Origin of the sequence: Paenibacillus sp. JDR-2 (assembly GCF_000023585.1) — a bacterium.
Classification (GTDB): Bacteria; Bacillota; Bacilli; order Paenibacillales; family Paenibacillaceae; genus Pristimantibacillus.
On sequence record NC_012914.1, the window covers coordinates 1,809,890 to 1,834,757 of the forward strand.

The window sequence follows — 24,868 nt, forward strand, 5'->3', positions numbered from 1 at the left end:
CTTGCGCAAGGCGGCTTCATGCAATTTGGGTGGTACCACGGTAAACAATCGTCCCTGTGTCTATTTAGACATAGGGGCGTTTTTTTCTGTCTTCACCACGATTAAAAAGGAGTGCAAACGGATGAACATTATTGACGAACTGGAATGGCGCGACGCCATTAACCAACAAACCGACGCAGAGGGACTGCGCGAATTGACAAGCGAGAAGGCTGTCTCGCTCTATTGCGGGGTTGACCCGACGGGAGACAGCATGCATATCGGCCACTTGATCCCGTTTATGGTGCTTAAGCGGTTCCAGCTGGCGGGCCACCGTCCGGTTATTCTGATCGGAGGAGCGACCGGTACGATTGGCGACCCAAGCGGCCGCACATCCGAGCGTTCTTTGCAGACGCTGGAACAGATTGAGGCGAATGTGGAAGCGCTTGGTGCGCAGCTGCGCAAGCTTTTCCTCACCGAAGGCGACAACAATATGCGAATGGTCAACAACTATGACTGGACGCATAAAATCAATGTTATCGAGTTCCTTCGCGACTACGGCAAAAACTTCAGCATCAATACGATGCTTGCGAAGGATGTCGTATCGAGCCGGCTTGAGAGCGGCATTTCGTTTACCGAGTTCTCGTACCAAATTTTGCAATCGCTCGACTTCCTGCATTTGTTCCGGGAAGAGGACGTACAGCTTCAAATCGGGGGCTCCGACCAATGGGGCAATATTACGAGCGGCCTTGACCTGATCCGCAAGAAGGAAGGCAGCGAATCGAAGGCGTTTGGCCTTACGATTCCTCTCATGCTGAAGGCTGACGGAACGAAGTTCGGCAAGACGGCAGGAGGCGCCATCTGGCTGGATCCGGAAAAGACAACACCGTACGAGTTCTACCAGTTCTGGGCTAACACGGACGACCGTGACGTCGTTAAATACTTGAAATACTTCACGTTCCTCTCGAAGGAAGAGATTGAAGGCTTAGCTGAGAAAGTGGCTACGGAGCCGCATAAACGCGAAGCTCAGAAGAAGCTTGCCGAAGAGATGACGCGCTTTGTCCACAGCGAAGAGCTGCTGCAGCAAGCGCTGCGCATTACGGCTGCGTTGTTCAGCGGCGATATCAAGTCGCTGAGCGCGGACGAGATCGAGCAGGGCTTCAAGGAAATGCCGACGTTCGAGTCGACGAATGAAGCGAAGAACATCGTTGATTGGCTGGTTGATCTCGGCATTGAGCCTTCCAAGCGTCAAGCACGGGAGGATATTACGAACGGTGCCATCTCCATGAATGGCGAGCGCGTAACCGACCTTACGCTTGAGGTGTCCTCGGAACATGCGATTGGAGGACGGTTCATCATTATCCGTAAGGGCAAGAAGAAATACAGTCTGGTGAAGATGGCTTAAGGCTGATTGAAATAGCACCCCCTGCTTCTACCCCGTTTGGGAGGAGGCAGGGGTGTTTTTATTTTTGTCGATCAGATTCGTTGCGGCAATAGGCATGTCCGGCATGCTTGTCCACATAGAATGGAATATAGCGGTTCAGGTGGGCGAATTCTTGAGATGAGGTGTAGACATGCTTCGAGGATATAAAGGCTTTATGGTTGGCTTAGTAATGGGAGGTCTGCTCATGACGGCTTTTCCGTCCATGGCGGCTACGAATAAGACGGCTTATTCTTTGACGGAAGCGGCATACCCAATCGAAGTTAACGGCTCGGTCTATACCGGGCAGGGATTGCCTGCCCTCGTCTACAAAGGCAACACTTACGTTCCGCTCCGGGCGATGGGGGATATGCTGGGCGCTTCCGTGGCCTGGAATGACAAGCTGGGCAAGGTCGTCATTTCCTCGGGAGCCGTGATCGCCCCATGCAATAATGCGTTCTGCGATGTGTTGGTCACCGGCTCGGGTGGTCATTATACCGTGACCGGAAAGGGTAGGGTATTCGAGGGGGTTATGCAATACGCGGTAGAAGACGGACACGATTATTTGCTCGAAGGTCATCAATCGTTAGGCGAGGGAGCGCCTGCCTGGTCGCCGTTCTCTTTGAAGATAACAATCCCGCCGGATCAGCTGCCTGCTAACGGGACGCTAACGCTCGAGCTTTTCGAAAACAGCGCGAAGGACGGATCGCAAATCAATGTGTTAAGCATCCCTTTGGAAACGTTCTAGCACTCTCCCGTGAATGAGCTGGCTGTTTTAAAAGCAGTCTTGCCAATAAAGCCGCAAGTTAAAGCGCATTATGCGCTTTGGCTTGCGGTTTTTTGCTGCTGCTCTCGAAAATTGATTCTTCCGTCCTATCTTTTGGCCGGCTAATAGAGAAAAATAAAATAAGAACATAATTTAATAATATTAAATATAATAAATGGGTCAAAAAGAAGAGAAAATCCGCGAAATGGTTCGAAATTTGACGAATTTATCTTAAAATCGTGACATTTTATGTCGAATCATTCACTATCGGTCTAATAATGAAATATTGATTATATCTAATATTTATATTAATATGTGTGGCAAGAACTACTTCTTGTACTTTCTGATTTTCCGAATCATCTTAATGACCTTCACAATCAAATGAAGACGACAGGCCGAACTAAGGTTCGGCTGCAAAGGAGGCATCATGCGAGTGGGGAAACAGCATGAACGTGCCGAGTGGACGGGATTTCAGGAATCTCGTCCTTACGGCCCGAAGTATGATCTTAGAACGGATTTTGTCATGGTGTACGGGTTGTCGGATAAGCTGGAGGAGCGAATCGAGGGCTGGAGGAAAGCCGGCTATACGATTCATCTCATGACCGGCGTCTCGTGGGGCGAGTACCAGGATTATTTGTACGAGAAATTCGACGGAAGAAATCACTGGGACGAAGCCCAGATGGACCGGTTCGGCAACTACATTCAGCATGGGAAAGACGTGCCGTATATGGACCCGACAATCGCTTTCTCCGAATATTTGGCGACTTATATCAAGAAGGCGATTGACTGCGGCGTCGAAGCGATCCATCTGGAGGAACCGGAATACTGGGCGGCATCGGGGTATTCCGAGGCGTTCAAGCGCGAGTGGCTGACTTATTACGGGGAGCCGTGGACGGCTCCTCACTTATCGCCGGACGCTCAATACCGTGCTTCTAAGCTGAAGGCGTATCTGTACTACCGTGCGCTTGACCGGCTCTGCGCGCAGATGAAGGAATACGCGCTTGTTACGTATAACCGCCAAGTTCGGTTCTATGTTCCTACTCATAGCTTGATTAACTACACGCAATGGCGCATTATCAGCCCGGAGGCGCTGCTTGTGTCGATGCCGTCCTGCGACGGATTTATCGCTCAGATCTGGACGGGTACGGCAAGAACGCCGAACGTATACCGGGGTGTCCGGCGGGAGCGTACCTTCGAGACGGCGTTCCTGGAATACGGCGTCATGCAGGAGCTGACCCGCGGTACGGGAAGGGACATGTGGTTCCTCCACGATCCGATCGAGGATAATCCCCGCTATAGCTGGAGCGATTACCGTTATAACTACCGTGCGACGGTTGTCGCTTCCCTGCTTCATCCAGGCGTATCGAAGTTTGAGGTCTGTCCTTGGCCGTGGAGGGTATTCACACGCGGCTATCCGACGGAGGACGGTCAAGGTAAGGAAGGGATACCGGCGAGCTACAAAACCGTTCTGCTTACGGTGATGAACGTACTCCGGGATCTTCATCATCACGAGGAAGAGCAGACTGACGTCTATACAAGCGGGATCGGGTTGCTTTTGTCCAATTCGGCCATGTACCAGCGTGGCGATGTTCTGCCGGAAGAGCCGGAAATCTCGGCAGGCAAAAAAGAAGGCGGCGTGACAACCTCGGATATGCTGTCACCGGAACAACGTGAGCTGCTCGATTTCTCGGCCTTTTACGGGCTGGCGCTGCCGCTTGTGAAGCATGGTGTTCCGCTGCGTCCGGTACAGCTGGATAACGCGCTGACCTTCCCGGGATACTTGGATGACTACAAAGTATTGCTGCTCAGCTATGAGTTCATGAAGCCTGAGCATGCGGGCTTGCACCAAGCTATTGCGGGATGGGTCCGAGACGGCGGCGTGCTTATCTACGTTGGGGACGGATCGGATGATTTCCACGATGTACGCGAATGGTGGAACCGGGAAGGAAGCCGCCGCTCTTACGAGCGTCCGGACCAGCATCTGTTCGAAACGCTGGGGTTAGCGGCCAATCAAGAGGATGGCGAGTATGCTTGCGGAGACGGATTTGTCCTTGTGCGACGCGTTCATCCGGCCGCTCTGTCGCGTACAAGCGAAGGCGCGGATTCCGTCCGGAGCAGCGTGCAGCTGGCGCTGAAGCTCAGGGGCGAAGCGGATGCTTACCGGGAAAGCGGGATCCTCCGCATCAAGCGCGGACCTTATGTCATTGCGCAAGCTCTGGATGAGTCCGAGGTTACCGATGGCAGTGCAATCGAAGGGAATTATATTGATCTGTTTGAGGATGACCTCCCGATTGTCCGTAACGTGGAACTAAAGCCGGGTGACAATTGCTTGCTATACGATTTGGATGCTGCGGGGCCAGCCGGCGACGGCAAATCGGCCAAGGTTCTGGTCAGCTCTTCGCGTATCGAAGACGAAACGGCGGATGCGAAGGCGATTTCGTTCCGTTCGGAGAGCCCGTCGGATATGACGGTCAGCACCCGTTTATTAGCCGCTTCGGCTCCTAAGGAAGTAACGGTGGATGGAATTGCGGCGGATCATGTATACGATGAAGCCTCGGGAACTCTGCTCATCCGTCACTCGGGCAAGCCGGAAGGCGTATTGGTGGAAGCGGCCTGGAACTAAATAGGGAAGTTTAAACAAAAAACGGCGCATAGATGCGCCGTTTTTTTATTTTGGCCTATGCGGCTAGCTTCGACAATAATCCGGTATTTTTCGGCAACTTTTTACGCTGCGAAAACATTTCTATGAAATGGAATTGATGCTTAAGCCCTATAGTAGTGCTAAAGGAGTTCATACAGAGAAAGGTGAGAGACTATGACCATTGCTGTATTGGATCGTCAACCGCAAGAGAGACAAGTTGAAGCTGCTGCCCCAATCTCAACCCGCCTGCTGGAGTATATCCGCAAGGCGCCGGTTATTGCAGCCTCCTGTTCCTGCAAAGATACCATTGCGTTATTCAAGCAATATCCGGACAGTGAATGCGCAGTTATAGCCGGTGAGGGGATCGAAAAGGACAAGCCGGTTGGTCTTATGATGCGCAATCAATTTTTTATGCGGCTCAGTCAGAGGTTTGGCGTAGATCTGTATTATGAAAAGCCGATATCGGAACTGATGGACCCATCCCCGTTAATCGTAGATCAATCGTATTCCCCGCAGCAATTAATCGATAATGCTCTAAAACGCGACGACAGCGTTTTATATAACTGCGTAATTGTAACCAGAGAAGAACGGATTATTGGGATATTGACCGTATCGGATCTTCTTCGGATGTCCAGACAGCTTCAGCAGGAAGCGGTGGACGGACAGGTGAAGACAATCAACAGCGTTGGCGGCCGGGTGAAAGAGATCGATGAGGCCGTAAGCTCGGTGCGTCAATCGGCATTGCAAGGAAAGCAGATTTCCGCGGATATGGTGGACCTGACGCTAAGCGGCAAAAATCAGTTGGACAAGGTGACCGCAGCCTTCGGCAAGCTTGCCGCGAATTCGATGCAGCAGGAGCAGCGGATGAATGAGCTGCAGGCTGAAGCGGGCTCCATCAGCCATGTCTCCAAGCTGATCAAAGAGCTGGCCGAGCAGAGTAACCTGCTTGCCATTAACGCTTCTATTGAAGCGGCGCGCGCAGGCGAGCATGGAAGAGGTTTTGCGGTAGTAGCCGGTGAAGTGATGAAGCTGGCCAACGAAACGAAGCGTTCCGCCGAGGCGATTACAACGCTGACGAAGACAATTGTTGCGGCGATTGAACAGACCGCTTCGCTTGCGCGCGAAGGCCGGGAAGAAGCTGTAGTCAGCGAATCATGCGTTCAAGAAGCAGGCAGCGTGTTCAGTCACCTGTTCCAGGCATCGGCGAACAGCAAAAACAGCTCGGAGCAGATTGGCAAGCTGTCAGAACAGGCTTATCAGCAGACGGTACATGTCTCCAAGGAGATCGATAAGCTTCTGGGGTCCTATTTTTAACACGGAATTTACAAAACAACAATACCCGATTTACAAACGGCTAGTAGGATAGATACGTCAGAGCAAAAAAACGTGATTTACGATTATCCAATAGGTTACCCATTATACTCACGGTTATGATTCGAAATGAATGGCCAAGCCTCAGTATGAAATTCGTTCATCTGGGGCTGCCGTTCATTATCCATGTATATACGGAGGAGAACGATCATGCAAACTTTATTGCAGACGCAACCCTTAATTAACATTAACAAACTGAATTTGTATTACGGAGCTTTCCATGCTTTGAAGGATGTATCGCTCACGATTCCTGAGAAAGCGATCACCGCTTTTATCGGACCTTCCGGCTGCGGCAAATCGACGCTGCTCCGGACGCTTAACCGGATGAACGACATGATCCCGGGCACAAGAATCGAAGGCGGCATCGCGATTGGCGGAACGGAAATCTACTCTAACGATGTAGATGTCGAGACGCTTCGCAAGAAGGTTGGCATGGTGTTCCAGCAGCCGAATCCTTTTCCGAAATCCATCTACGACAACGTAGCCTACGGTCCGCGTCTCCATGGCATTACGAACAAGAAGCAGCTGGACGAGATTGTCGAGACAAGTCTGAAGTCGGCTGTACTGTGGGATGAAGTGAAGGATTATTTGAAGCGCTCCGCCCTTAGCCTCTCCGGCGGTCAGCAGCAACGTCTTTGTATTGCGCGGGCAATTGCCGTTAATCCGGATGTTCTGCTCATGGACGAGGCGACTTCGGCGCTTGACCCGATCTCCACGCTGAAGATTGAAGAATTGGCGCAAGAGCTGAAAGACCGTTATACGATTGTTATGGTTACGCATAACATGCATCAAGCGGCTCGTGTTTCGAATCAAACGGTATTTTTCTTGAACGGCGAGGTTGTGGAGTTCTCGGAAACGGAGAAGCTGTTCTCCAATCCTAGCGACCAGCGCACGGAAGATTACATTAGCGGACGTTTCGGCTAACACAAGGGGGAAGTGTACAATGATGACTACAAGAAAAGAGTTTGACCATGGCTTGGAGCAGCTTCATAATCTGCTGGTTGAAATGGGAACATTCGTGGAGGAAGCGCTTGTTGATTCGATGAAGGCGCTGAGCGGCACGGATACGGAAAAGGCAAGAGCAATTATTAACAATGATCAGCATTTGAATAATCTAGAGGACAAGATTACCGATCTTGGCTCTAAATTGATTGCGACGCAGCAACCGGTTGCGAAGGACCTTCGCCGGATTCTGGCCGCGTTCAAGATTGCATCGGATCTGGAGAGAATGGGCGACCTTTGCGTAAACATTGCGAAGTTTGTTATCCGTCTCGAAGGCCAGCCGCTTATCAAGCCTTTGATTGACCTGCCGCGTATGGCGGAAATCGTACAGACGATGACGTACGAGTCGATTCAATCTTTTGTGCAGGAAAACGTGGATCTGGCTTACAAGCTGGCGACGGAGGACGATCAGGTGGATGCGCTATGCGCACAAATCTCTCGCGAGCTGCTGTCGCTTATGATGGAGAACCCGCGTAACATCTCGCAGGCGACGGTTCTGAACTTCGTAGCCCGCAATATCGAGCGGATTGGCGACCATGCAACCAACATAGGCGAAAGCGTCGTGTACCTCGTAACGAACAAGCGTCCTGATTTGAATACTCAGCATAGCATTTAAGAGGTTAAAAAGAAGCCTGTTATCCGAGTGACTCGGGTAACGGGCTTTTTGCGTTGCTTCCATAAATATCCTTGCCAACGGAGGATTCAGATCGTTATATTTATTAAAGTTATTATAAATTTTGAGAGATTTTACAATTTAGTTTGGGGGAGTGGGTTATGTTAAATTTTTTAGACAAACAAAAGAAATGGATAAGCATGCTTCTGATTGTTTTGTTGGCTGTAGGATTATTGTCCGGTATAGGAATTCCAACAGCGCAGGCTGCAGGCAATGCAGAACATGGATTGACGAATCTAACCGTTAAAGACCAGGACAATCATGAATATTTGCTTACGCCTGAATTTGATTCGTGGCAGTGGAATTATGACTTGGTAGTAGACACGTCCGTAACTCAGTTATCATTTGAAGCAACGCCTTTATTGGAAGGTGCGGTAATCACTTACTCAGGTGCTGTATCACAGACAGGCGGTAGTGTAACGCTTGCTACCCCGGATAGCAAAACTTATATCGTTCATGTGCATGTTGATCAAGGCGATAAAAGCGCGTCATACCAGATTATTGTTAAACGCACCAATCAGAAGGATGCTTCACTGAAGCGATTGGGCGTGTATGATAATACGAACGATGTAGATAAGTCGCCGGTTCTAAATCCTGATGAAAAAAACTACTCTGTCGAGGTGGAAAGCAATACAAAGCAGCTTTGGATGAGCATTATTCCGACTGATGAGGATTCCCAATTAACTATCGCGGGGGGTGTCCAGGATCCGGAAGAGCCAATAAAAGTTTTCTATGGTATCCCCGACAAGACCACTGTATTCACTATTAAAGTCACTTCTCCGGATGGAACTGTAACCGAGACCTACACGTTAACGGTTACGAAAAAGGATGAGACCGTCGTAACTCCACCTGTAGGCGGAGGAGGTGGCGGTGGCGCGTCTGAATCTTCAAGCCCGCTTGAGGAAGCCTTGAACAATGCGACCTCTTCCACGATTACGGTGAAGGTACCGGGTACAAGCTTTGCTATCAGCGCGGCAGAACTTGCGAAGTTCCTCGCTCAGAACAAAGTAGAGACAATCGTCTTTGAATCGCAGTCGGGCTCGTATAGCTTTAATCCGGGTCAATACGACTGGAGCAAGCTCGCCGGTTTACTTGGTCTTTCGTTGACCGACTTGCAGTTGAAGCTCGAGGTAGCAAAAGACCAGACGGCAGCCGATTCTGCAGAAAAGACAGGTCTTGATGTTCTGGGTTCAGCTAGCTTTAAGCTCAAAGCTGTGAAAAAGGATGGTCAAGAGATGGTTCTTAACGATCTTGGCCATTACATCAAACATACGGTTAAGCTTGGCAGCCAGCCGGCTGCCGGACATGTAGCGGTTGTCCGCGTCGATACCGATGCAAAAGGCAATCCCGTCTACACGCCAGTGCCGTTTACGCTCAGCGGTTCCGAAGTTTCCGTGATGAGCCGTACCGATGGGACCTTCCTGATCGTGCAGACAGACAAATCGTTTGCCGACGCGCAGACCCATTGGGCGAAAAAAGAAATTGATGCGCTCGCGAGCCTCCTGATTGTTGACGGAGTAGGCGATGGAACATTTGATCCGAACCGTTCCATTACACGTGCCGAATTCACGGCGCTGGTCGTTCGCCTGTTTGGTCTTGCTACACCGGCTGCGGCAGGAAACAGCAATTTTGGCGATGTTCAGGCGGAGGATTGGTTTGCATCCGTTGTAGCTGCTGCAACTGGGGCCGGTCTTATCAATGGCTATGAAAATGGCGAGTTTAGACCGGATCAGACGATTTCGCGCGAGGAAATGGCAGTCATTCTGTCTCGCGGTCTGGCGTTCGCAGGGTACAAAGGCGATGCTGCCGGCTCTGAAACATTTACTGACCAAAGCGATATTCCGGCATGGGCAGCTGAAGCGATCAGCCAGCTTGCAGGCTTTGGTATTGTAAACGGCAAACCGGGCAACGAGTTTGACCCCGCAGGTGAAGCTACCCGCGCCGAAAGCGTGGCTATGCTGTACAGACTGTTGTCGATCCTGACGTTTACGAAATAAACCGATTAGTTGAAGTGTGAACCGCCGGGGCGGATGCCCTGGCGGTTTTATTGTTGCCCGGCCGCCGGCAAGGAGATTGCTTCATAAATATGGTATGATAGAGGGTAGAACAATGAGGTGAGGTGTCGGAATGGACAAGTGGATATTAATTGATGGCAATAGTATCGCAAACCGTGCCTTTTATGCGATGCCGCCGCTTACGAATTCAGCAGGTTTACATACAAACGCGGTATTTGGATTTACGACTATGCTGCTTAAATTGCTGGAAGACGAGAAGCCGACCCATGTGCTGGTTGCATTTGACGCGGGTAAAGTGGTGTTCCGCCATGAAGGCTATACAGAATATAAAGGCGGCCGCGCGAAAACGCCGTCGGAGTTGTCCGAGCAATTCCCGGTAATGAAGGATTTGCTGAAGGCATTTGGCATTTCGCAATTCGAGTTGTCCGGTTACGAAGCCGACGATATTATCGGAACGCTGACGCGTCTGGCCGATGAGCAGAAGGTTGAGACGCTGGTGGTAACGGGCGACAAGGATATGCTGCAGCTCGCTTCCGATAACGTTACGATTGCGATTACACGCAAAGGGATCAGCGAGGTTGAGCACTTCTCCCCGGCTGCCATTGACGAGAAGTACGGGCTGAAGCCGATGCAGATCATCGACCTGAAGGGATTGATGGGCGACGCATCGGATAATATTCCGGGTATTCCGGGCGTAGGCGAGAAGACGGCGCTGAAGATGCTGCATGAGTTCGGCACGGTCGAGGAAGTCCTGGCGAATACGGAAAGCCTCAAAGGCAAAATGAAAGAAAAGGTCGAGACGCATAAAGACGATGCGATCATGAGCAAAAAGCTGGCCACGATTTTCCGCGAGGTGCCGCTTGAGCATAGCGCGGAGGATATCCGTTACGAAGGCTACCAGCCGGCAACGCTTGCGGATGCGTTCCGCAAGCTGGAATTCAAGTCGCTTATCGAGCGGCTGGATCTCAACGGAGCAGGTGCGGGGAGCAACGAGTCGGCAGCTCCCGCAGTAGAGCTTAACATCGTGGTTATTGAATCCGATAATGACGGTGAAGCGCTGAAGGACATGCTGTCTGCATTGCAGGGCACGGAGCATGGCTTATACGTGGAAGCAATCGGCGAGAATCCTCATCAGGCGGAAGTGTTGGGACTTGCTGCAGCAGTAGGCGATACGGCGTATGTAGTGCCTGTAGCGGCGCTGCAACAACCGTTCACGGCGGAGCTGCGGAAATGGCTGGAGGATGCGGACAAGCCTAAAAACGGATTTGATACGCATAAAATAGAGCTGGCGCTTGGATGGAGAGGAATTGAGTGGCACGGTGCAGCTTTTGACGTGCAGTTAGCCGCTTATCTGCTCGATCCGACCGATACGAACCTGACGCTAAATGCGTTATGCGACCGTTATGGCCAGTCTTCGGTGCCTCATGACGAAGCGGTGTACGGTAAAGGCGCCAAATTCAAAGTGCCGGATAACGAAACGTTGCATCGTCATCTGTCCGCGAAGGCGGACGCCGTCCGCAAGCTTACTTCTCTGATGCGTGCCGATCTCGAGAAGCGGGGCATGAACGAGCTGTATTTCGAGCTGGAACAGCCGTTGTCTGTTATATTGGCCGGTATGGAACGCCAAGGGATCAAGGTGGAAAAGGCTGAGCTGGAGCGTCTTGGCAGCGAGCTGGAGACCAAGCTGTCGGCAGCCGTGAGCGAAATTTACCGCTTGGCTGAAATGGAGTTCAATATCGGCTCTCCTAAGCAGCTTGGCGAGGTGTTGTTTGAAAAGCTGGGACTTCCCGTTCAGAAGAAGACGAAGACCGGCTATTCGACAGATGCGGAAGTTTTGGAAAAGCTGGCTCCCTATCATGAGATCGTTCCGTTGATTCTGCATTACCGTACTTTGTCCAAGCTGCAGTCAACGTATATTGAAGGTCTCCTGAAAGAGGTCCGCCCGGAAACGGGTAAAATTCATACCTATTACCGCCAGACGATTGCGGCAACCGGTCGTCTCAGCAGCCAGTTCCCGAATCTGCAGAACATCCCGATCCGGCTTGAGGAAGGACGGCAGATCCGCAAGGCGTTTGTCCCGTCCGAACCGGGCTGGTACATCCTTGCGGCGGACTACTCTCAGATCGAGCTGCGCGTTCTCGCTCATATTTCCGGCGATGAGCGGCTCAAGGAAGCTTTTATTCACGATATGGATATTCACACGAAAACAGCGATGGACGTATTTGGCGTATCGGCTGATCAAGTGGATTCGAATATGCGCCGCTCGGCGAAGGCGGTTAACTTCGGTATCGTATACGGCATCAGCGACTTTGGTTTATCCCAGAACTTGAATATTACCCGTAAGGAAGCCGCGAAATTTATTGAGCAGTATTTCGAGGTGTTCCAGGGCGTACGCAAGTATATGGACGATATTGTTATGCAAGCCCGTCGCGATGGATTTGTGACAACCTTGCTGGAACGCCGCCGTTACCTGCCGGATATTAAAGCCTCCAACTTCAATCTGCGCTCCTTCGCAGAGCGTACGGCGATGAATACGCCAATCCAGGGCACGGCAGCCGATATTATTAAGCTGGCGATGGTGCGCATGAATGAGACGCTCCGCGAGCGCGGGCTGAAGAGCCGTATGCTGCTGCAGGTACATGACGAATTGGTATTCGAAGTTCCGGAAGAGGAGCTTGAGCTCATGAAGGAGCTTGTGCCAAGCACCATGGCCGGGGCGCTGACTCTCGATGTTCCTCTGAAGGCGGATGTCAACTACGGGGTTAACTGGTACGAGGCGAAGTAAGGAGATGGCGAAAGTTTCGCCTAAGCAACGGGATTGTCAACTAATCCCGTCCCGCAGCCCATCCGAATCAGGTATAATGGGTTTGAGGTGAATAATAATGCCCGAATTGCCAGAGGTAGAAACGGTAAGAAGAACATTAATTGAATTAGTCGCAGGCAAGCGAATTGCTTCGGTAGAAGTGAAGCTGCCGCGTATCATACAACGCCCGGCTGAACCGGAGGCGTTCGAAATGGCGCTTGCCGGACGGACGATCCAAACGGTTGAGCGCCGCGGAAAGTTTTTGAGAGTAGTCATGGACGGTCTTGTGCTGGTCTCCCATCTTCGGATGGAAGGACGCTACGGCGTATTTCCAAGCGACGAGCCTGTCGAGCTTCATACGCATGTCCTGTTCCACTTCGATGACGGAACGGATCTGAGATATAAGGATGTACGTCAATTCGGCACCATGCATCTGTTCGAGCCGGGGACGGAATTCGAGATGAAGCCGCTAAGCAAGCTTGGCCTCGAGCCGCTGGAGAATGAGGCTTTTACAGCGGATGCCTTGAAAGGATTGCTTGGGAAAAAAACAGGTTTAATCAAGCCGCTTCTGTTAAATCAGGAATATGTCGTGGGGCTTGGCAATATTTATGTGGATGAGGCTTTATTCTTAGCGGGCATTCATCCGGAGCGGACAGCGGATTCCTTGAAGAAAGCGGAATGGATCCGTCTGCATGAGGCCATTGTATCGACGCTTGCGAAGGCTGTAGCGGCAGGAGGCTCTTCCATTAAATCCTACGTAAACGGACAAGGCGAAATGGGGATGTTCCAGCACCAGCTGCTGGTGTACGGGAGGAAAGACGAGCCTTGCGCAAGCTGCGGCAGATTAATCGAGAAATCGGTTGTAGGCGGAAGAGGAACGCATACCTGCGCGAGCTGCCAGCCTTTGCCAAAGGCACGCAAAAAGGCTGTCCCGCAGGTTTAATGCACCGTAACGATTTCCCCGCATATGCTATTGTTGTTACGAACAATAGGCGGATGTCTAGATAAGCGCGTCGGCGCAGCTAGAGACATCCGGTATGCGGGGAGGGCTGCGGGTTGTTCGCGCATTTTGCTTCTTTGCTGGTGCTTGCTTTTGCCGTCAGCGTGGACGGCTTCGGAGTAGGCGTGACATACGGATTGCGGCGAATAAGAATACCGCTCTTGTCGGTTGTCATTATCGCTTGTTGCTCAGGTTTGGTCATTTTCCTATCGATGATAGTGGGTTCATGGATTACGGGGTATTTGTCGCCTTTTGTGGCTAAGCTGATTGGAGCCGTTGTACTTGTGGGCATTGGCACATGGGCGCTGCTGCAGCTTCGGCGGAGCGGCCGGGAAGCGGGAGCTGCCGAGGGCCAGGCTGAAGGTGATGCGGATCATTCGGCGGGGTCCGATCAGGAGCAGATTGACCGCACGCATCCGGTTCTTGTCGTGATCGTTGAATTGAAGCGCTTGGGATTGGTTATACAAATATTGCGGACTCCGCAAGCCGCCGACGTGGATAAGTCGGGTACGATCTCCGCAACCGAAGCGTTAATGCTTGGCGTAGCCTTGTCGTTTGACGCATTTGGCGCCGGAATCGGAGCGGCTATGATCGGATTATCTCCTTTATTAACACCTATTATGATTGCTGCAGCCAGTGCTTTATTCCTGCTTGGCGGGATGCGGTTTGGCTTCCGGTTCTCAAACTGGAAGGGCATGCGGGCGATATCGGTGCTTCCGGGCATTTTATTAATCATAATCGGCATATTAAAGCTGTTATAAATTACGAGCAACACGCAGGATTTACTCGAACGGGGTGAAAGCTAATGAAGATCGGTTTAACCGGCGGAATCGCTACCGGCAAAAGCACCGTGGCTGCCATGCTGGTAGAACGCGGTGCGATGCTGGTCGATGCTGATCAGGTTGCGAGAGAAGTTGTTATGCCCGGCGAACCGGCTTTAGAGGCGGTCGCCTCCGCGTTTGGACAAGCTGTTATACATACGGATGGAACATTGGACAGGAAGGCGCTTGGCGGCATCGTGTTCAACAACCGAGAGTTGCTGGCGCAGCTTGAGAATATCCTGCATCCGGCAATACGCAACCGTATGCAGCAGCGGATCAGACAGTATGAAGAGCTGAACCCCCGGCAATTGGTCGTTGCGGATATTCCTCTTTTGTATGAGACGGGTCAAGAAAAGCTGTACGATGGGGTAATGGTCGTGTATGTTCCCCGGACGCTACAGTTAAAAAGGCTAATGGAACGGAACGGACTAGCAGAAGATGAAGCACAGAGACGCATTGGACTTCAAATGGACATTGAGCAGAAGAGAAGCCATGCGGAATGGGTTATTGATAATAGCGGCTCACTTGACGAGACTAGGCGGCAGGTAGACGATTTTTGGAAGAGCAAGGGTTTGCCATGAAGTGGTTAGTTCGAAAAAGAGTGCTGCTAATTCTGCTCATTGGCTTCATTGGCGTCTTATTTCTTAATTCCAATTGGCTTGCCCGGATGATGTATCCGATTCAATATAAGGAAGACATACGCGCAAGCGCGTCAAATTATGGTGTTGACCCGCATCTGATTGCGGCAATTATCCGGACGGAAACGAATTATTCGACCGGACAAGTCTCCAAAAAAGGGGCGCTTGGCCTCATGCAGATCATGCCCGATACGGCTGACTGGATCGTGAAGCAGGCAGATTTCAACAATGTCACAAGAGATATGCTGCAGAACCGCCCGGATGTCAGTATTGAAGTAGGGGCATGGTATTTGCAGTCCTTGCATAAACAGTTCAAGCAGAATACGGTAGCCGTAATTGCGGCTTACAATGCCGGTCCCGGCAATGTGAAAAAGTGGCTGGATACGGGCAAATGGGATGGCAAGCTGGACACAACGGATCAAATTCCGTATGGGGAAACACGTCACTATGTACAACGCGTTATTTATTATTATAATAAGTACAAAGATCTTTATCCTGTTATTTAACTTGGACAAGAAGAAGCCTTGGCTGTCCGTCGCTTCAGGACGGAACAGCCAAAGCATCTGTTATACATGACTGATGAAATCATTATTGGCGGCCAGCAAGGGATTGTTCGGCAATTTGCACTAGGCGGCGAGTAATGTTACCCCCGATGTAGCCTGCGTCTTTAGTAAGCAGGTTGCCGTAGTAACCGTCTTGCGACAACGCAATGCCCAGCTCTTGAGCGACCTCATATTTCATTTGGTCCAGTGCTGCAGTAGCTTGCGGTACAAGTACTTGGTTGCTGTTATTGCTCATTGATGTTCACCTCCTTGCGGTTGGTAAATGTATTATGTGCGGAATTCGCAACTTCATTCAGGTAACGATTGGAAATTTCCTAAAAGATAAAAACAGGATTCGGAAGGAGTGAAAAAAATGAAATGCCCTTACTGCGATTTTGCCGGTACGAAAGTGCTTGATTCTAGGCCAGCTAACGAGAACAAGTCCATCCGCAGACGGCGTGAATGCGAAAAATGCAGCCGCCGTTTTACGACCTTCGAGATGATTGAGGAAACACCGCTTATTGTTATTAAGAAAGACGGCAGCCGGGAAGAGTTCAGCCGCGACAAGATTTTGCGCGGTCTGATCCGTGCATGCGAGAAGCGTCCCGTCTCGGTTGAACGACTCGAGGTCATCGTCTCCGAAGTGGAGAAGGAGCTCCGGACAACAGCGCTCGCGGAAGTCGAAAGCCGCGAGATCGGCGAGATCGTGATGAGCCAGCTGTACCCGGTTGACGAAGTGGCTTATGTGCGCTTTGCATCCGTGTACAGACAGTTCAAGGACATCGACATGTTCATGAAGGAACTGAACAGCTTGTTATCCAAACATCCAATGAACAATTAATTCTGCACGTGAATAGTCCTCCCTTTGTGGGAAGGACTATTTTTGCATCTAATCATCTATACAAGTCAGGAGTGGGGAAATGGTAAAGATTGAAGCATTGGATCATCTTGTGTTGACTGTGGCTGATATTGAGAAGACAGCTGCTTTTTACGAAAAGGTGCTGAATATGGAGGTCATCGTCTTTGGCGATAACCGGAAAGCGCTGCTATTCGGCCAGCAGAAGTTCAACCTGCATGAAGCGGGTAAAGAATTTGAACCAAAGGCAAGGAACCCGCGTCCGGGCTCTGCGGATTTCTGTCTCGTTACGAAGACATCGATGGATGAGGTCATCCGACATTTGGCAGCTTGCAATGTGCCGGTCGAAGAAGGGCCGGTCGCCCGTACAGGGGCAGTTGGAACAATAGTATCGGTGTACTTTCGCGATCCGGATTTTAATCTCGTGGAAGTATCCAATTATACATAATTTCTGCTATAACATCTTTAATTTCTACCGCGCGGGCTCGCTTGGTCGTTCTCTATAATGAATAGAGAGATACTCGGAGCAGGAGGCGATAGATTTGCAGAATAGCAACTTTACAGGTCCGGCAGCACCTAAAGATCCGGCCGGGAAGCGAAGCGGATTTTTTATTCTTTTTGATACCATAATAGAAGCAAGTGCCCGTCAGGACGGGAATTTCACGCAAGAGATCTACCTGGAAGGAAGGCTGAGCGAGAAAGCAAAATTCTCCGGAGGCGTTGAGGACGAAGAAATATTGGCGCTTCTATCTAGCTGCAAAGGGTTCCGCAAGCTGGTACATAGCATGGGGATAACGGTGAACGTACATGAAAGCAACTGCAGATCAGAGGTTTTCTTCAGTCTGGAGAATTGGGGGAAAACAAGCAAATATGAGTCTGGCACCAGGATCCGGATTCCTTGCGAGAATGACGGATCGGAGACCGTAGTTGTTCTAGCAGATATCGAATGGTCAACGGATGATGACGTGCCCGGCAAGTTTGCATTTGAATTTGACCAAGCCGGTATGCTTGCGACAGTTAGCATAAAGCTGTACTTGAATGATGGATTTGAAGTTCCGGAGAAGGAAGTTGAACCTCCTGTTGAATTCGGGACGGATGTTTATCGCGGGATGATCGCCAAATCGTTACTGAATAAAGGTAATAACAAACGGTTGAAGGCCGCTATTGAGAAGGCAAGACGAGGCGAGGATGTTACCATTGCCTATATTGGCGGTTCCATTACACAAGGAGCCGGGGCGAAACCGATTCATACGGAGTGTTATGCGTTCAAAGCTTATGAGCGGTTTAAAAGGATGTATGGGCAGGCTGGTGCCGGCGCTGAGCATATCCATCTGATTAAAGCCGGGGTTGGCGGCACGCCTTCCGAACTTGGAATGATACGTTACGATCGGGATGTTTTGCGGAATGGAGATATCGATCCGGATATCGTTATCATTGAGTTTGCCGTAAATGATGAAGGGGACGAGACAAAAGGGAACTGTTATGAAAGTCTGGTGCTCAAAGCCCTCAATGCTGACAACGCGCCGGCCGTTATTTTATTGTTCAGCGTATTTGTGAACGACTGGAACCTGCAGGACCGTCTTTCCCCTGTCGGTTGGCATTATGATCTTCCAATGGTAAGCGTAAAGGATGCGGTAGTCGACCAGTTCAAGTTGGCTAAGGTCGAAGGCAATATCCTATCAAAAAGGCAATTCTTCTACGATATCTATCATCCGACGAATGTTGGCCATACCGTCATGTCAGATTGTTTGGCCTATTTATTCGAAGAGACGGATCGTTCAGTGGCGAATGCAGAAGACATAGTGACTGATATGCTTCCGGTTATCGGGAATGATTTCGTGGACGTGCGCTTGCTGGATCGGAGCAGCTATGAAGGTGTTGCTTGGATAGAAACGGGCGGTTTCGATCAGAGCGACATCGACCTGCAGTTCGTTGAGATGGACAGCAATCCCTTCGGAACGCCGCAGTTCCCTCATAACTGGATGCATTCGACTGAGTCGGGAGAGAGCGGCTTCAGAATGACCATCAACAGCAAGCGCCTTTTACTAGTGTTCAAGGACTCGGGCAGTCAGGATTTCGGCAGTGCCGAGGTCTGGGTGGACGGTCAACTGGTGAGTACCGCAGATCCGCATGTGAACAATTGGACGCATTGCAATGCGGTTATTTTGTATAACGAACAGCAGACAAGAGAGCACAACGTCGAGATAAGAATGGCTTCCGGACAGGAAGACAAGAGGTTTACGATACTAGGGTTCGGCTATGTGAAGTGACTGTAAAAATAAAGGAGCAAAATGATTGACAGTGTGGAAATGTCTGTGCTATTATTTTGCTTGTCCGGGGCCATAGCTCAGCTGGGAGAGCGGATGAGTCGAAAACACTACCATCAAATAGGGTGCTCGAGAAACAATTGCATCGTGAACATAGCCGTTAATGTTAAAGCCTCTTCGGAGGCTTTTTTTGCGTTTTTATGCCGTACAAATGCCCTTTATAGTTGAGAGGACAAAACGCATTGCCCGACACAACACAGTACCCATTCCGGCATGACCGCAAGGGTAGCATAGCGGGGATTAATCGCGATTGTCCTTAGTAATCATCTTGAAGGCAGACATTGTGCCGGAGGTGATCCTTGCATCTCGTCATCTGACGCTCTCAGGCGGTCACAGAACATATGTTCTGAGTAGTGGTGGTATATCTGTGTATGGTAGCCTGCAACGTCTGAGATCGCCTTGTAGAACGTCTGATGATGTATTAGCTTACTCCGCACTCTCGGTTGGCAACCGACTAACAGAAAAGGGGCGATGGCCTTCGCCTAATGACACAAGCTTGCGGAGATATCGTGGTGGCGGAATAGGTAGACGCTTACCAGTAAGGTGCCGCCGCCGGTTAATCCGACGGTCAAATGGTGCTATGTATGGTGCAAATCCATGCCCACGATTTTTACTATGGGAGTTTCGCGTTTCCGGTGCTGTTTTCTCCCCGTAAAAAGCCTGAACCGGGACATGGCTTGAGTTCACTACGTATCGTGCGGGCTCTGGATATGTCAATACTTGATTCGAACGTTTGTTCGCTATATAATCGCCATGAGGTGATTGAATTGGACGGACAAAAACCAAATATTCCGAGCAAGGAAGAGATTGAGTTAATTCGAGATTATTGTCTCATGCCGCTGCTTCTCGATTTGGTGGAGAAGAACAAGAAGGACATGGAATTCACGGACCATACGCTAAAGCCGTTATATATTAAAGCTGCTGATGCGTTGTGGAAAAGGATTCACGCGGACCTGTATGAAATCCGGAAGGAACTGAAACGGATCGGCTGCAAGGTGAACAAGTTGGACCGTTACGATCCGGCTGCCATTCATTTTGAGTTCAGGCTGCGGGGTTATCGCGAAGAGTTCGGCATCATGAAGATGCTCGTTAAGTCAGAGATGAGCATGCGGCTGGGAAATTATATAGCAGGAATGTTTAAGCCATCCACTCAATGAAGGATGGCTTTTTCTATGAAGAACTTAAATTCGGAGCGAAGGAACAGGTTGCCGTCGATCTGGACAGAATCGCTGGTGTAGCGACTGATCGGGCCGCTGCCAATGAAGTCAGTTGAAAGATAAGAAACGGTCTGGCCGCTTTCGATTGCGAATTTAAAGTCTTCATCGGTTATGAGTTCGAGTTGCACGTAATCGCCTCCTTGGTTACATTTCGGGAGAATAGAAGGAATTTCCTTTCAAATGGCGAATTTCTTTTTCGACAGAGAGGGGAAAAAATTTGTTTACATTTACATATGGACAATTAACAATTTCAGTTGCCGTCTTAATTATTACAGTTTGGGCGGGGGTTAAATATCTCACAAAGGTTAACGTTGATCATATATTCAACAAAAAGTTAGAGAACCATAAGTCTGAATTGCAAAGTTTACAAGAGTATAACAAATTCGATTTGCAACGGAAAATGCATGATTTCAGTTTGTATAATTCAAAAAAACATGCGATATATCCTAATGTGTATGAGTTGTTCCTAAATGCCCAGGGAAGATTGAATGAATTGAGAGGTGGTCGTAGAGTACCGGATTATAAAAACATGAGCAGCATCGAGTTGCGGCACACTCTAAAGGAAATTTATGAACTCGATAATGTTTATTTAGATCCTATTATTGCTTCTTGGGAGACTGAAGACAGGGAGCATCAATACGTTGAGTTGAGAAAATTTATTAAAAGGGTTGAAATCGTTCAGGCACGTATGTCTGTGACTGAGGCAAGAAATCAAACATTACTTCAATGGCTGTATTTCTCCGAAAATATTGCAGAGGAACTGCATCAATTAAGTATTTACATGCTCCATTATTTAGTTGATATTGAATTTGAAGATGAAATGAAAGGCCCTGATGGGGTCGAGCTACGTAAAGCAATGAGTGCCAAGAAAGAAGAAATTGATCGGTTATTAACAAAAGTAAGAGCTGATCTGCAGGCTGAATTAAAAAAAGGGTATTACGAATAAAGCTGCTCACACGAGCGGCTTTTATTATTTTATCTAAGGAGTTGATAGGCGTTTGAATGAGCTCGCTAATCCTTTGAAGAGCTCTAAGACACGGGTTAAGACAGAACGCTGCAACGTGTGTATGAGGAAATTTCACAAGGGTTATTTGGAGAAACACGTGTGCACGGTTAACCGCCTTTTAGATGCTGTCGAAAAAGCTCGAAAAAACTCTATTGATAAAGATAGGTAAAGAATAGGCACATATGTTCGGTGTTTATGGTCGAAAACGGCTGATTTTGAATTTGACGACTAAATTTGAACATCAGTATAATGGTCTTGTCTTCTTATCTCCAAAGTTACAAAGTTCGTATGCTTTTAAGTAATGGCGCGTTCTACGCGCGCTCTGCGGTGAGCGAAGTGTTACCGTGCCTTTGATCTAAAGGCAATTCATATTATGGTTTAAAAACAACATCCCCATTTTGCGATAGCGAAATGCCGAACGATAGTGAGGGGCGGGGAGTGGAGGTTTGGAACGACGGTGAGTTCCAAGGTCTTAAAGGCAACGCACATTGTAACTATATACGTATAACAGGGTCACTCACATTGCGGAGTGGCTTTTTTTGTTGCCTTGATGTCTGAAACTTACTTATGAAACAAGAAAGGGAGATGGATATGAAAAAGAAATTAGTAATCGTTCTTGCAAGTATGGTGATTCTTATGTCTGCATGTACTGAGGCCGATACTGTGTCAAAAAACATTTCAAAGTCTGCTGATTCATTTGAGGTGCAAAGAAGGGTTGTGTTTTTCAACGGTATCACTGATAAATACTTGCTCACCATTGAAGGACTATGTTCGCTCGGAAACAACGACGATCCAAAAAGACTGAGTGTAACTTGCAAGGTTGGAGAAAACACATATAAAAAGCACTATCTAGGATTAAGCGACAATGTTAGCTACCTTGTGGAACAAACTGATGCAATCGATGTAGATCCATTTCATTATCGTATTGTGTTTCGTCCAGAATCAATTATCCCTGATATCGATTTGCAGACAAGTTCAAAATGAAACCGTGGGCCCGTAAGTTCTACAACAGCAAAGCATGGAAGTTATGCCGGGATTCTTATATCGCCAATGTATTCGGATTATGCGAACGCTGCGGTAGTCCTGGTAAGATCGTTCACCATAAATGCTACCTTACACCTCTGAATATTGACGATCCGAATGTATCGCTTAATCATGCGAATCTTGAGTACCTTTGTCAGGACTGTCACAACAAGGAGCATCATGGCAATGACAATGCAGCAGTAATGGAGGGGCTTGCGTTTGATGATGAAGGGAATCTGATCTCAATAGGAAGAGGGTTTGAACGAAAATGATATCATGCCAACCGCTCAAGCAGGAACAACTGGAAACCCCGGACGGGCTTCGTCCTGACGTTATCATTTTTGATGAATGTTTCTTTGGATTGGAGAGTTCGGATTATTCCGAAAAAACTTTCGAAAAAAAGAAAAATAGTTGTTGACTTTCGCGGTTTGTCGACATTTGTCGAATTGTCGAAAATTTTCGGATCAGGCCCCCCCTTCGAAAATCGAGGTAGGACGCGGCTAAGACCGATGTGCCCCCTTCAAATAACACACAGGGCGCGCGCATGACCCCCCTCCCCCATGAAATGAGGTGATGAATATGGCTAGGTTGACCGCCGAACAGAAAGCGGCAAATAAGAAGAAATCGGAGAAGAAAAGGAAGATTACGCTTGAGGAAAAGAGACTTCGAAAGATTTATGAGATTTTGCCGAAAGATCAAATGGCGATCGCTGACGGCCTAATTCGGAGAGCTGCTTTCATGCGGGTGACTTTGGAGGATTATGAAGATGACCTTGGTGACAAAGGTTCTGTTGAGATGTTCAGCCAGTCGGCTCAAGCTGCTCCTTATGAGCGTGTTCGACCCGTAGCACAGCTATATAACACGCTCAACAAGAACTATCAAAGCATCATTAAGCAGCTCACGGACATGCTGCCGAAGCCCGATCCTGATATGACAGCAGCAGATAAGGACAAAGATGACGGATTCGATGGATTCGTGAATAGCCGATGAGCGCTGCACTCAAGCTTTACCCATTAAGTTACAACCCGGTTCTCGATTATTGGGCTCAGATTGAGAGCGGCAAAGTGACGGTTAGCGATAAAGTCCGACGAATTTACCGCAAGCTGGCTGCGGATGTTTATGATCAAAAGTCGGAGTACGAATACAGCCCACGACATGCCAACCACGCCATAGAGTTCATTGAGAACTACTGCAAGCACTCGAAAGGTAAGTGGGGCGGCAAGTCGATAGAGTTGGAACTCTGGCAGCAGGCTTTTATTGCGGCAACATTCGGGTTCATCCATAAAATTGACGGCACCCGCAAATACCGCGAGGTGCTATTAGTCGTTGCCCGGAAAAACGGGAAATCAACAATTGCTTCCGGCATTGGCCTTTATCTGCAGATCGCTGACGGCGAGCCTGGCGCAGAGGTATATGCTTGCGCGACCAAGAAGGACCAAGCAAAACTCGTATGGCTTGAAGCAAAGCGAATGGTCAACAAGTCACCATCGCTCAGGAAGCGTATAAAGCCGCTTGTATCGGAGCTTGTGGGAAAGACCAACGACAGTTCCTTTAAACCGCTCGGAAGCGACAGCGAGACGCTGGACGGCCTCAACGTACACGGCGCCCTGATGGATGAGATTCATGCTTGGAAAGACCGCAACCTTTATGACGTAATCGTAGACGGTACCAGCTCCCGCGATCAGCCTCTTATTATGATGATCACTACAGCCGGTACGATTAGGGAAGCGGTCTTCGATCTCAAGTATGAGGAAGCTGAACAAAAGCTCAATAGCTTAAATGATGTGCTGGAAGAAGGAGAGGCAGACCCGTACGAACACTTTTTACCGATCATCTACGAGCTCGATAACCGGAGTGAATGGACGGATCCGGAGTGCTGGCAAAAAGCAAACCCGGGGCTTGGAACCATCAAACGTATCGACCAACTGCAGACGAAGGTCAACAAGGCCAAGAAGAATCCTATGCTGGTAAAGAATTTACTGACAAAAGACTTCAACGTTCGGGAGACATCAACGGAGGCATGGCTTACTTTTGAAGAACTTAACAACGAGGCTACTTTTGATATCCGCGAACTTGGTCTGACTTACGGAGTCGGAGGTACTGACCTTTCTGAAACGACTGACTTGACTGCAGCCAAGGTGATCGCAATGAGGCGCGATGATCCGACCATATACGTCCTCCAGATGTACTGGCTGCCGGAAGATTTGCTTGAGAAACGGGTCCAGGAAGATGGAATACGATACGACCTCTGGCACGAGCGCGGATTGCTTCGAACAACGCCTGGTAATAGGGTCCATCATAAATACGTTACGGAATGGTTTGTCGAGATCCAAAATGAATACGGCATTTACATTCCGTGGATTGGATATGACCGGTATTCAGCGGTTTATTGGGTTGAGGAAATGGCATCATTTTTTGGGCCAAGCGCAATGGAAGCGGTGGCTCAGGGGAAGGCGACTCTATCCGGACCGATGAAACTGTTGGGAGCTGATCTTGGCGCTAAAAAGGTTAACTACAACAATAACCCGATTGATAAGTGGTGTTTATCAAATACGCATGTTGATCTTGATTTGAAAAACCAGACCATCCAACCACACAAAGGCAAGAACCAGCGGCGCCGAATCGATGGCACAGCAGCTTTATTGGATGCTTATGTAGCTCTCGAGCGCCATCGAGAAGAGTATATGGGACTGATCTAAACTAGCTTATAAAAGGAGAAAACCCCTCCTTACGGAAGGGTTACATCTATACCGCAGGCTGCTGAGATAAAC

Annotated in this window: 23 protein-coding genes; 21 read left to right on the forward strand and 2 right to left on the reverse strand. The window is 49.3% G+C overall.

Going from position 1 to position 24,868, the window contains the following annotated elements; genetic code table 11:
• Positions 1-121: 121 nt before the first annotated feature.
• From tyrS to PJDR2_RS07915, 12 genes are all read left to right on the forward strand, one after another.
• Positions 122-1,381 (forward strand): tyrosine--tRNA ligase, encoded by a 1,260-nt coding sequence (gene tyrS, locus PJDR2_RS07860; RefSeq protein ID WP_015843132.1) that lies wholly within the window; start codon positions 122-124, stop codon positions 1,379-1,381.
• A 223-nt stretch (positions 1,382-1,604) separates the two neighbouring features.
• Positions 1,605-2,144, forward strand: coding sequence for a Gmad2 immunoglobulin-like domain-containing protein (locus PJDR2_RS31805; protein WP_190276182.1), 540 nt, complete (start codon positions 1,605-1,607; stop codon positions 2,142-2,144).
• Positions 2,145-2,589: 445 nt separating this feature from the next.
• The gene (locus tag PJDR2_RS07870; RefSeq protein ID WP_015843135.1) at positions 2,590-4,785 is read left to right on the forward strand and encodes a hypothetical protein; all 2,196 of its coding nucleotides are present in this window, start codon (positions 2,590-2,592) and stop codon (positions 4,783-4,785) included.
• Between the two features lie 192 nt (positions 4,786-4,977).
• Complete coding sequence (locus tag PJDR2_RS07875) at positions 4,978-6,117, forward strand: methyl-accepting chemotaxis protein (protein WP_015843136.1); 1,140 nt, start codon at positions 4,978-4,980, stop codon at positions 6,115-6,117.
• A gap of 207 nt (positions 6,118-6,324) precedes the next feature.
• Complete coding sequence (pstB, locus tag PJDR2_RS07880) at positions 6,325-7,098, forward strand: phosphate ABC transporter ATP-binding protein PstB (protein WP_015843137.1); 774 nt, start codon at positions 6,325-6,327, stop codon at positions 7,096-7,098.
• Positions 7,099-7,120: 22 nt separating this feature from the next.
• Complete coding sequence (gene phoU, locus PJDR2_RS07885) at positions 7,121-7,792, forward strand: phosphate signaling complex protein PhoU (protein ID WP_041614094.1); 672 nt, start codon at positions 7,121-7,123, stop codon at positions 7,790-7,792.
• A 158-nt stretch (positions 7,793-7,950) separates the two neighbouring features.
• Positions 7,951-9,846, forward strand: coding sequence for an S-layer homology domain-containing protein (locus tag PJDR2_RS07890; protein ID WP_015843139.1), 1,896 nt, complete (start codon positions 7,951-7,953; stop codon positions 9,844-9,846).
• A 130-nt stretch (positions 9,847-9,976) separates the two neighbouring features.
• Positions 9,977-12,649, forward strand: a complete 2,673-nt coding sequence (gene polA / locus PJDR2_RS07895; RefSeq protein ID WP_015843140.1) for a DNA polymerase I — start codon at positions 9,977-9,979, stop codon at positions 12,647-12,649.
• 97 nt (positions 12,650-12,746) lie between these two features.
• Entirely contained in the window at positions 12,747-13,610 is an 864-nt protein-coding gene (gene mutM, locus PJDR2_RS07900) for a DNA-formamidopyrimidine glycosylase (protein WP_015843141.1), read from the forward strand.
• Between the two features lie 113 nt (positions 13,611-13,723).
• Complete coding sequence (gene ytaF, locus PJDR2_RS07905) at positions 13,724-14,428, forward strand: sporulation membrane protein YtaF (protein ID WP_015843142.1); 705 nt, start codon at positions 13,724-13,726, stop codon at positions 14,426-14,428.
• Between the two features lie 44 nt (positions 14,429-14,472).
• Positions 14,473-15,069: a dephospho-CoA kinase gene (gene coaE, locus PJDR2_RS07910; protein ID WP_015843143.1), complete on the forward strand. Its 597-nt coding sequence runs from the start codon at positions 14,473-14,475 to the stop codon at positions 15,067-15,069.
• Positions 15,066-15,632 (forward strand): lytic transglycosylase domain-containing protein, encoded by a 567-nt coding sequence (locus tag PJDR2_RS07915; RefSeq protein WP_015843144.1) that lies wholly within the window; start codon positions 15,066-15,068, stop codon positions 15,630-15,632. Before coaE ends, PJDR2_RS07915 begins: the two co-directional genes overlap by 4 nt.
• Before the next feature lie 82 nt (positions 15,633-15,714).
• On the opposite strand, the gene PJDR2_RS07920 is transcribed toward PJDR2_RS07915, so the two are convergent.
• Positions 15,715-15,924, reverse strand: coding sequence for an alpha/beta-type small acid-soluble spore protein (locus tag PJDR2_RS07920; protein ID WP_015843145.1), 210 nt, complete (start codon positions 15,922-15,924; stop codon positions 15,715-15,717).
• A gap of 117 nt (positions 15,925-16,041) precedes the next feature.
• Here PJDR2_RS07920 and nrdR point away from each other — a divergent pair, with 117 nt between their 5' ends.
• The 4 genes from nrdR to PJDR2_RS07940 all read left to right on the forward strand — a co-directional run bounded on the left by nrdR (position 16,042) and on the right by PJDR2_RS07940 (position 20,008).
• Complete coding sequence (gene nrdR / locus PJDR2_RS07925) at positions 16,042-16,509, forward strand: transcriptional regulator NrdR (RefSeq protein ID WP_015843146.1); 468 nt, start codon at positions 16,042-16,044, stop codon at positions 16,507-16,509.
• A 79-nt stretch (positions 16,510-16,588) separates the two neighbouring features.
• A complete protein-coding gene (locus PJDR2_RS07930) occupies positions 16,589-16,972 on the forward strand; it encodes a VOC family protein (RefSeq protein WP_015843147.1) in 384 nt (127 codons plus the stop codon).
• A 94-nt stretch (positions 16,973-17,066) separates the two neighbouring features.
• Positions 17,067-18,794 (forward strand): SGNH/GDSL hydrolase family protein, encoded by a 1,728-nt coding sequence (locus tag PJDR2_RS07935; protein WP_015843148.1) that lies wholly within the window; start codon positions 17,067-17,069, stop codon positions 18,792-18,794.
• An 824-nt stretch (positions 18,795-19,618) separates the two neighbouring features.
• Complete coding sequence (locus tag PJDR2_RS07940) at positions 19,619-20,008, forward strand: hypothetical protein (RefSeq protein WP_015843150.1); 390 nt, start codon at positions 19,619-19,621, stop codon at positions 20,006-20,008.
• Here PJDR2_RS07940 and PJDR2_RS07945 read toward each other — a convergent pair.
• Positions 20,002-20,196 carry a hypothetical protein gene (locus tag PJDR2_RS07945; protein WP_015843151.1) on the reverse strand — a complete coding sequence of 65 codons (195 nt, stop codon included), beginning with the start codon at positions 20,194-20,196 and terminating at the stop codon, positions 20,002-20,004. The two genes, PJDR2_RS07940 and PJDR2_RS07945, sit on opposite strands and share 7 nt — an antisense overlap.
• An 89-nt stretch (positions 20,197-20,285) precedes the next feature.
• On the opposite strand from PJDR2_RS07945, the gene PJDR2_RS07950 reads away from it, so the two are divergent.
• The 5 genes from PJDR2_RS07950 to PJDR2_RS07970 all read left to right on the forward strand — a co-directional run bounded on the left by PJDR2_RS07950 (position 20,286) and on the right by PJDR2_RS07970 (position 24,796).
• Positions 20,286-21,014 (forward strand): hypothetical protein, encoded by a 729-nt coding sequence (locus PJDR2_RS07950; RefSeq protein WP_015843152.1) that lies wholly within the window; start codon positions 20,286-20,288, stop codon positions 21,012-21,014.
• A 651-nt stretch (positions 21,015-21,665) separates the two neighbouring features.
• The gene (locus tag PJDR2_RS07955) at positions 21,666-22,058 is read left to right on the forward strand and encodes a hypothetical protein (RefSeq protein WP_015843154.1); all 393 of its coding nucleotides are present in this window, start codon (positions 21,666-21,668) and stop codon (positions 22,056-22,058) included.
• Complete coding sequence (locus PJDR2_RS07960) at positions 22,055-22,369, forward strand: HNH endonuclease (protein WP_015843155.1); 315 nt, start codon at positions 22,055-22,057, stop codon at positions 22,367-22,369. The genes PJDR2_RS07955 and PJDR2_RS07960 overlap by 4 nt, the downstream gene beginning before the upstream one ends.
• A gap of 307 nt (positions 22,370-22,676) precedes the next feature.
• Positions 22,677-23,087: a hypothetical protein gene (locus tag PJDR2_RS07965; protein ID WP_015843156.1), complete on the forward strand. Its 411-nt coding sequence runs from the start codon at positions 22,677-22,679 to the stop codon at positions 23,085-23,087.
• The gene (locus PJDR2_RS07970) at positions 23,084-24,796 is read left to right on the forward strand and encodes a terminase large subunit (RefSeq protein WP_015843157.1); all 1,713 of its coding nucleotides are present in this window, start codon (positions 23,084-23,086) and stop codon (positions 24,794-24,796) included. Before PJDR2_RS07965 ends, PJDR2_RS07970 begins: the two co-directional genes overlap by 4 nt.
• The last annotated feature ends 72 nt before the right edge of the window (positions 24,797-24,868 follow it).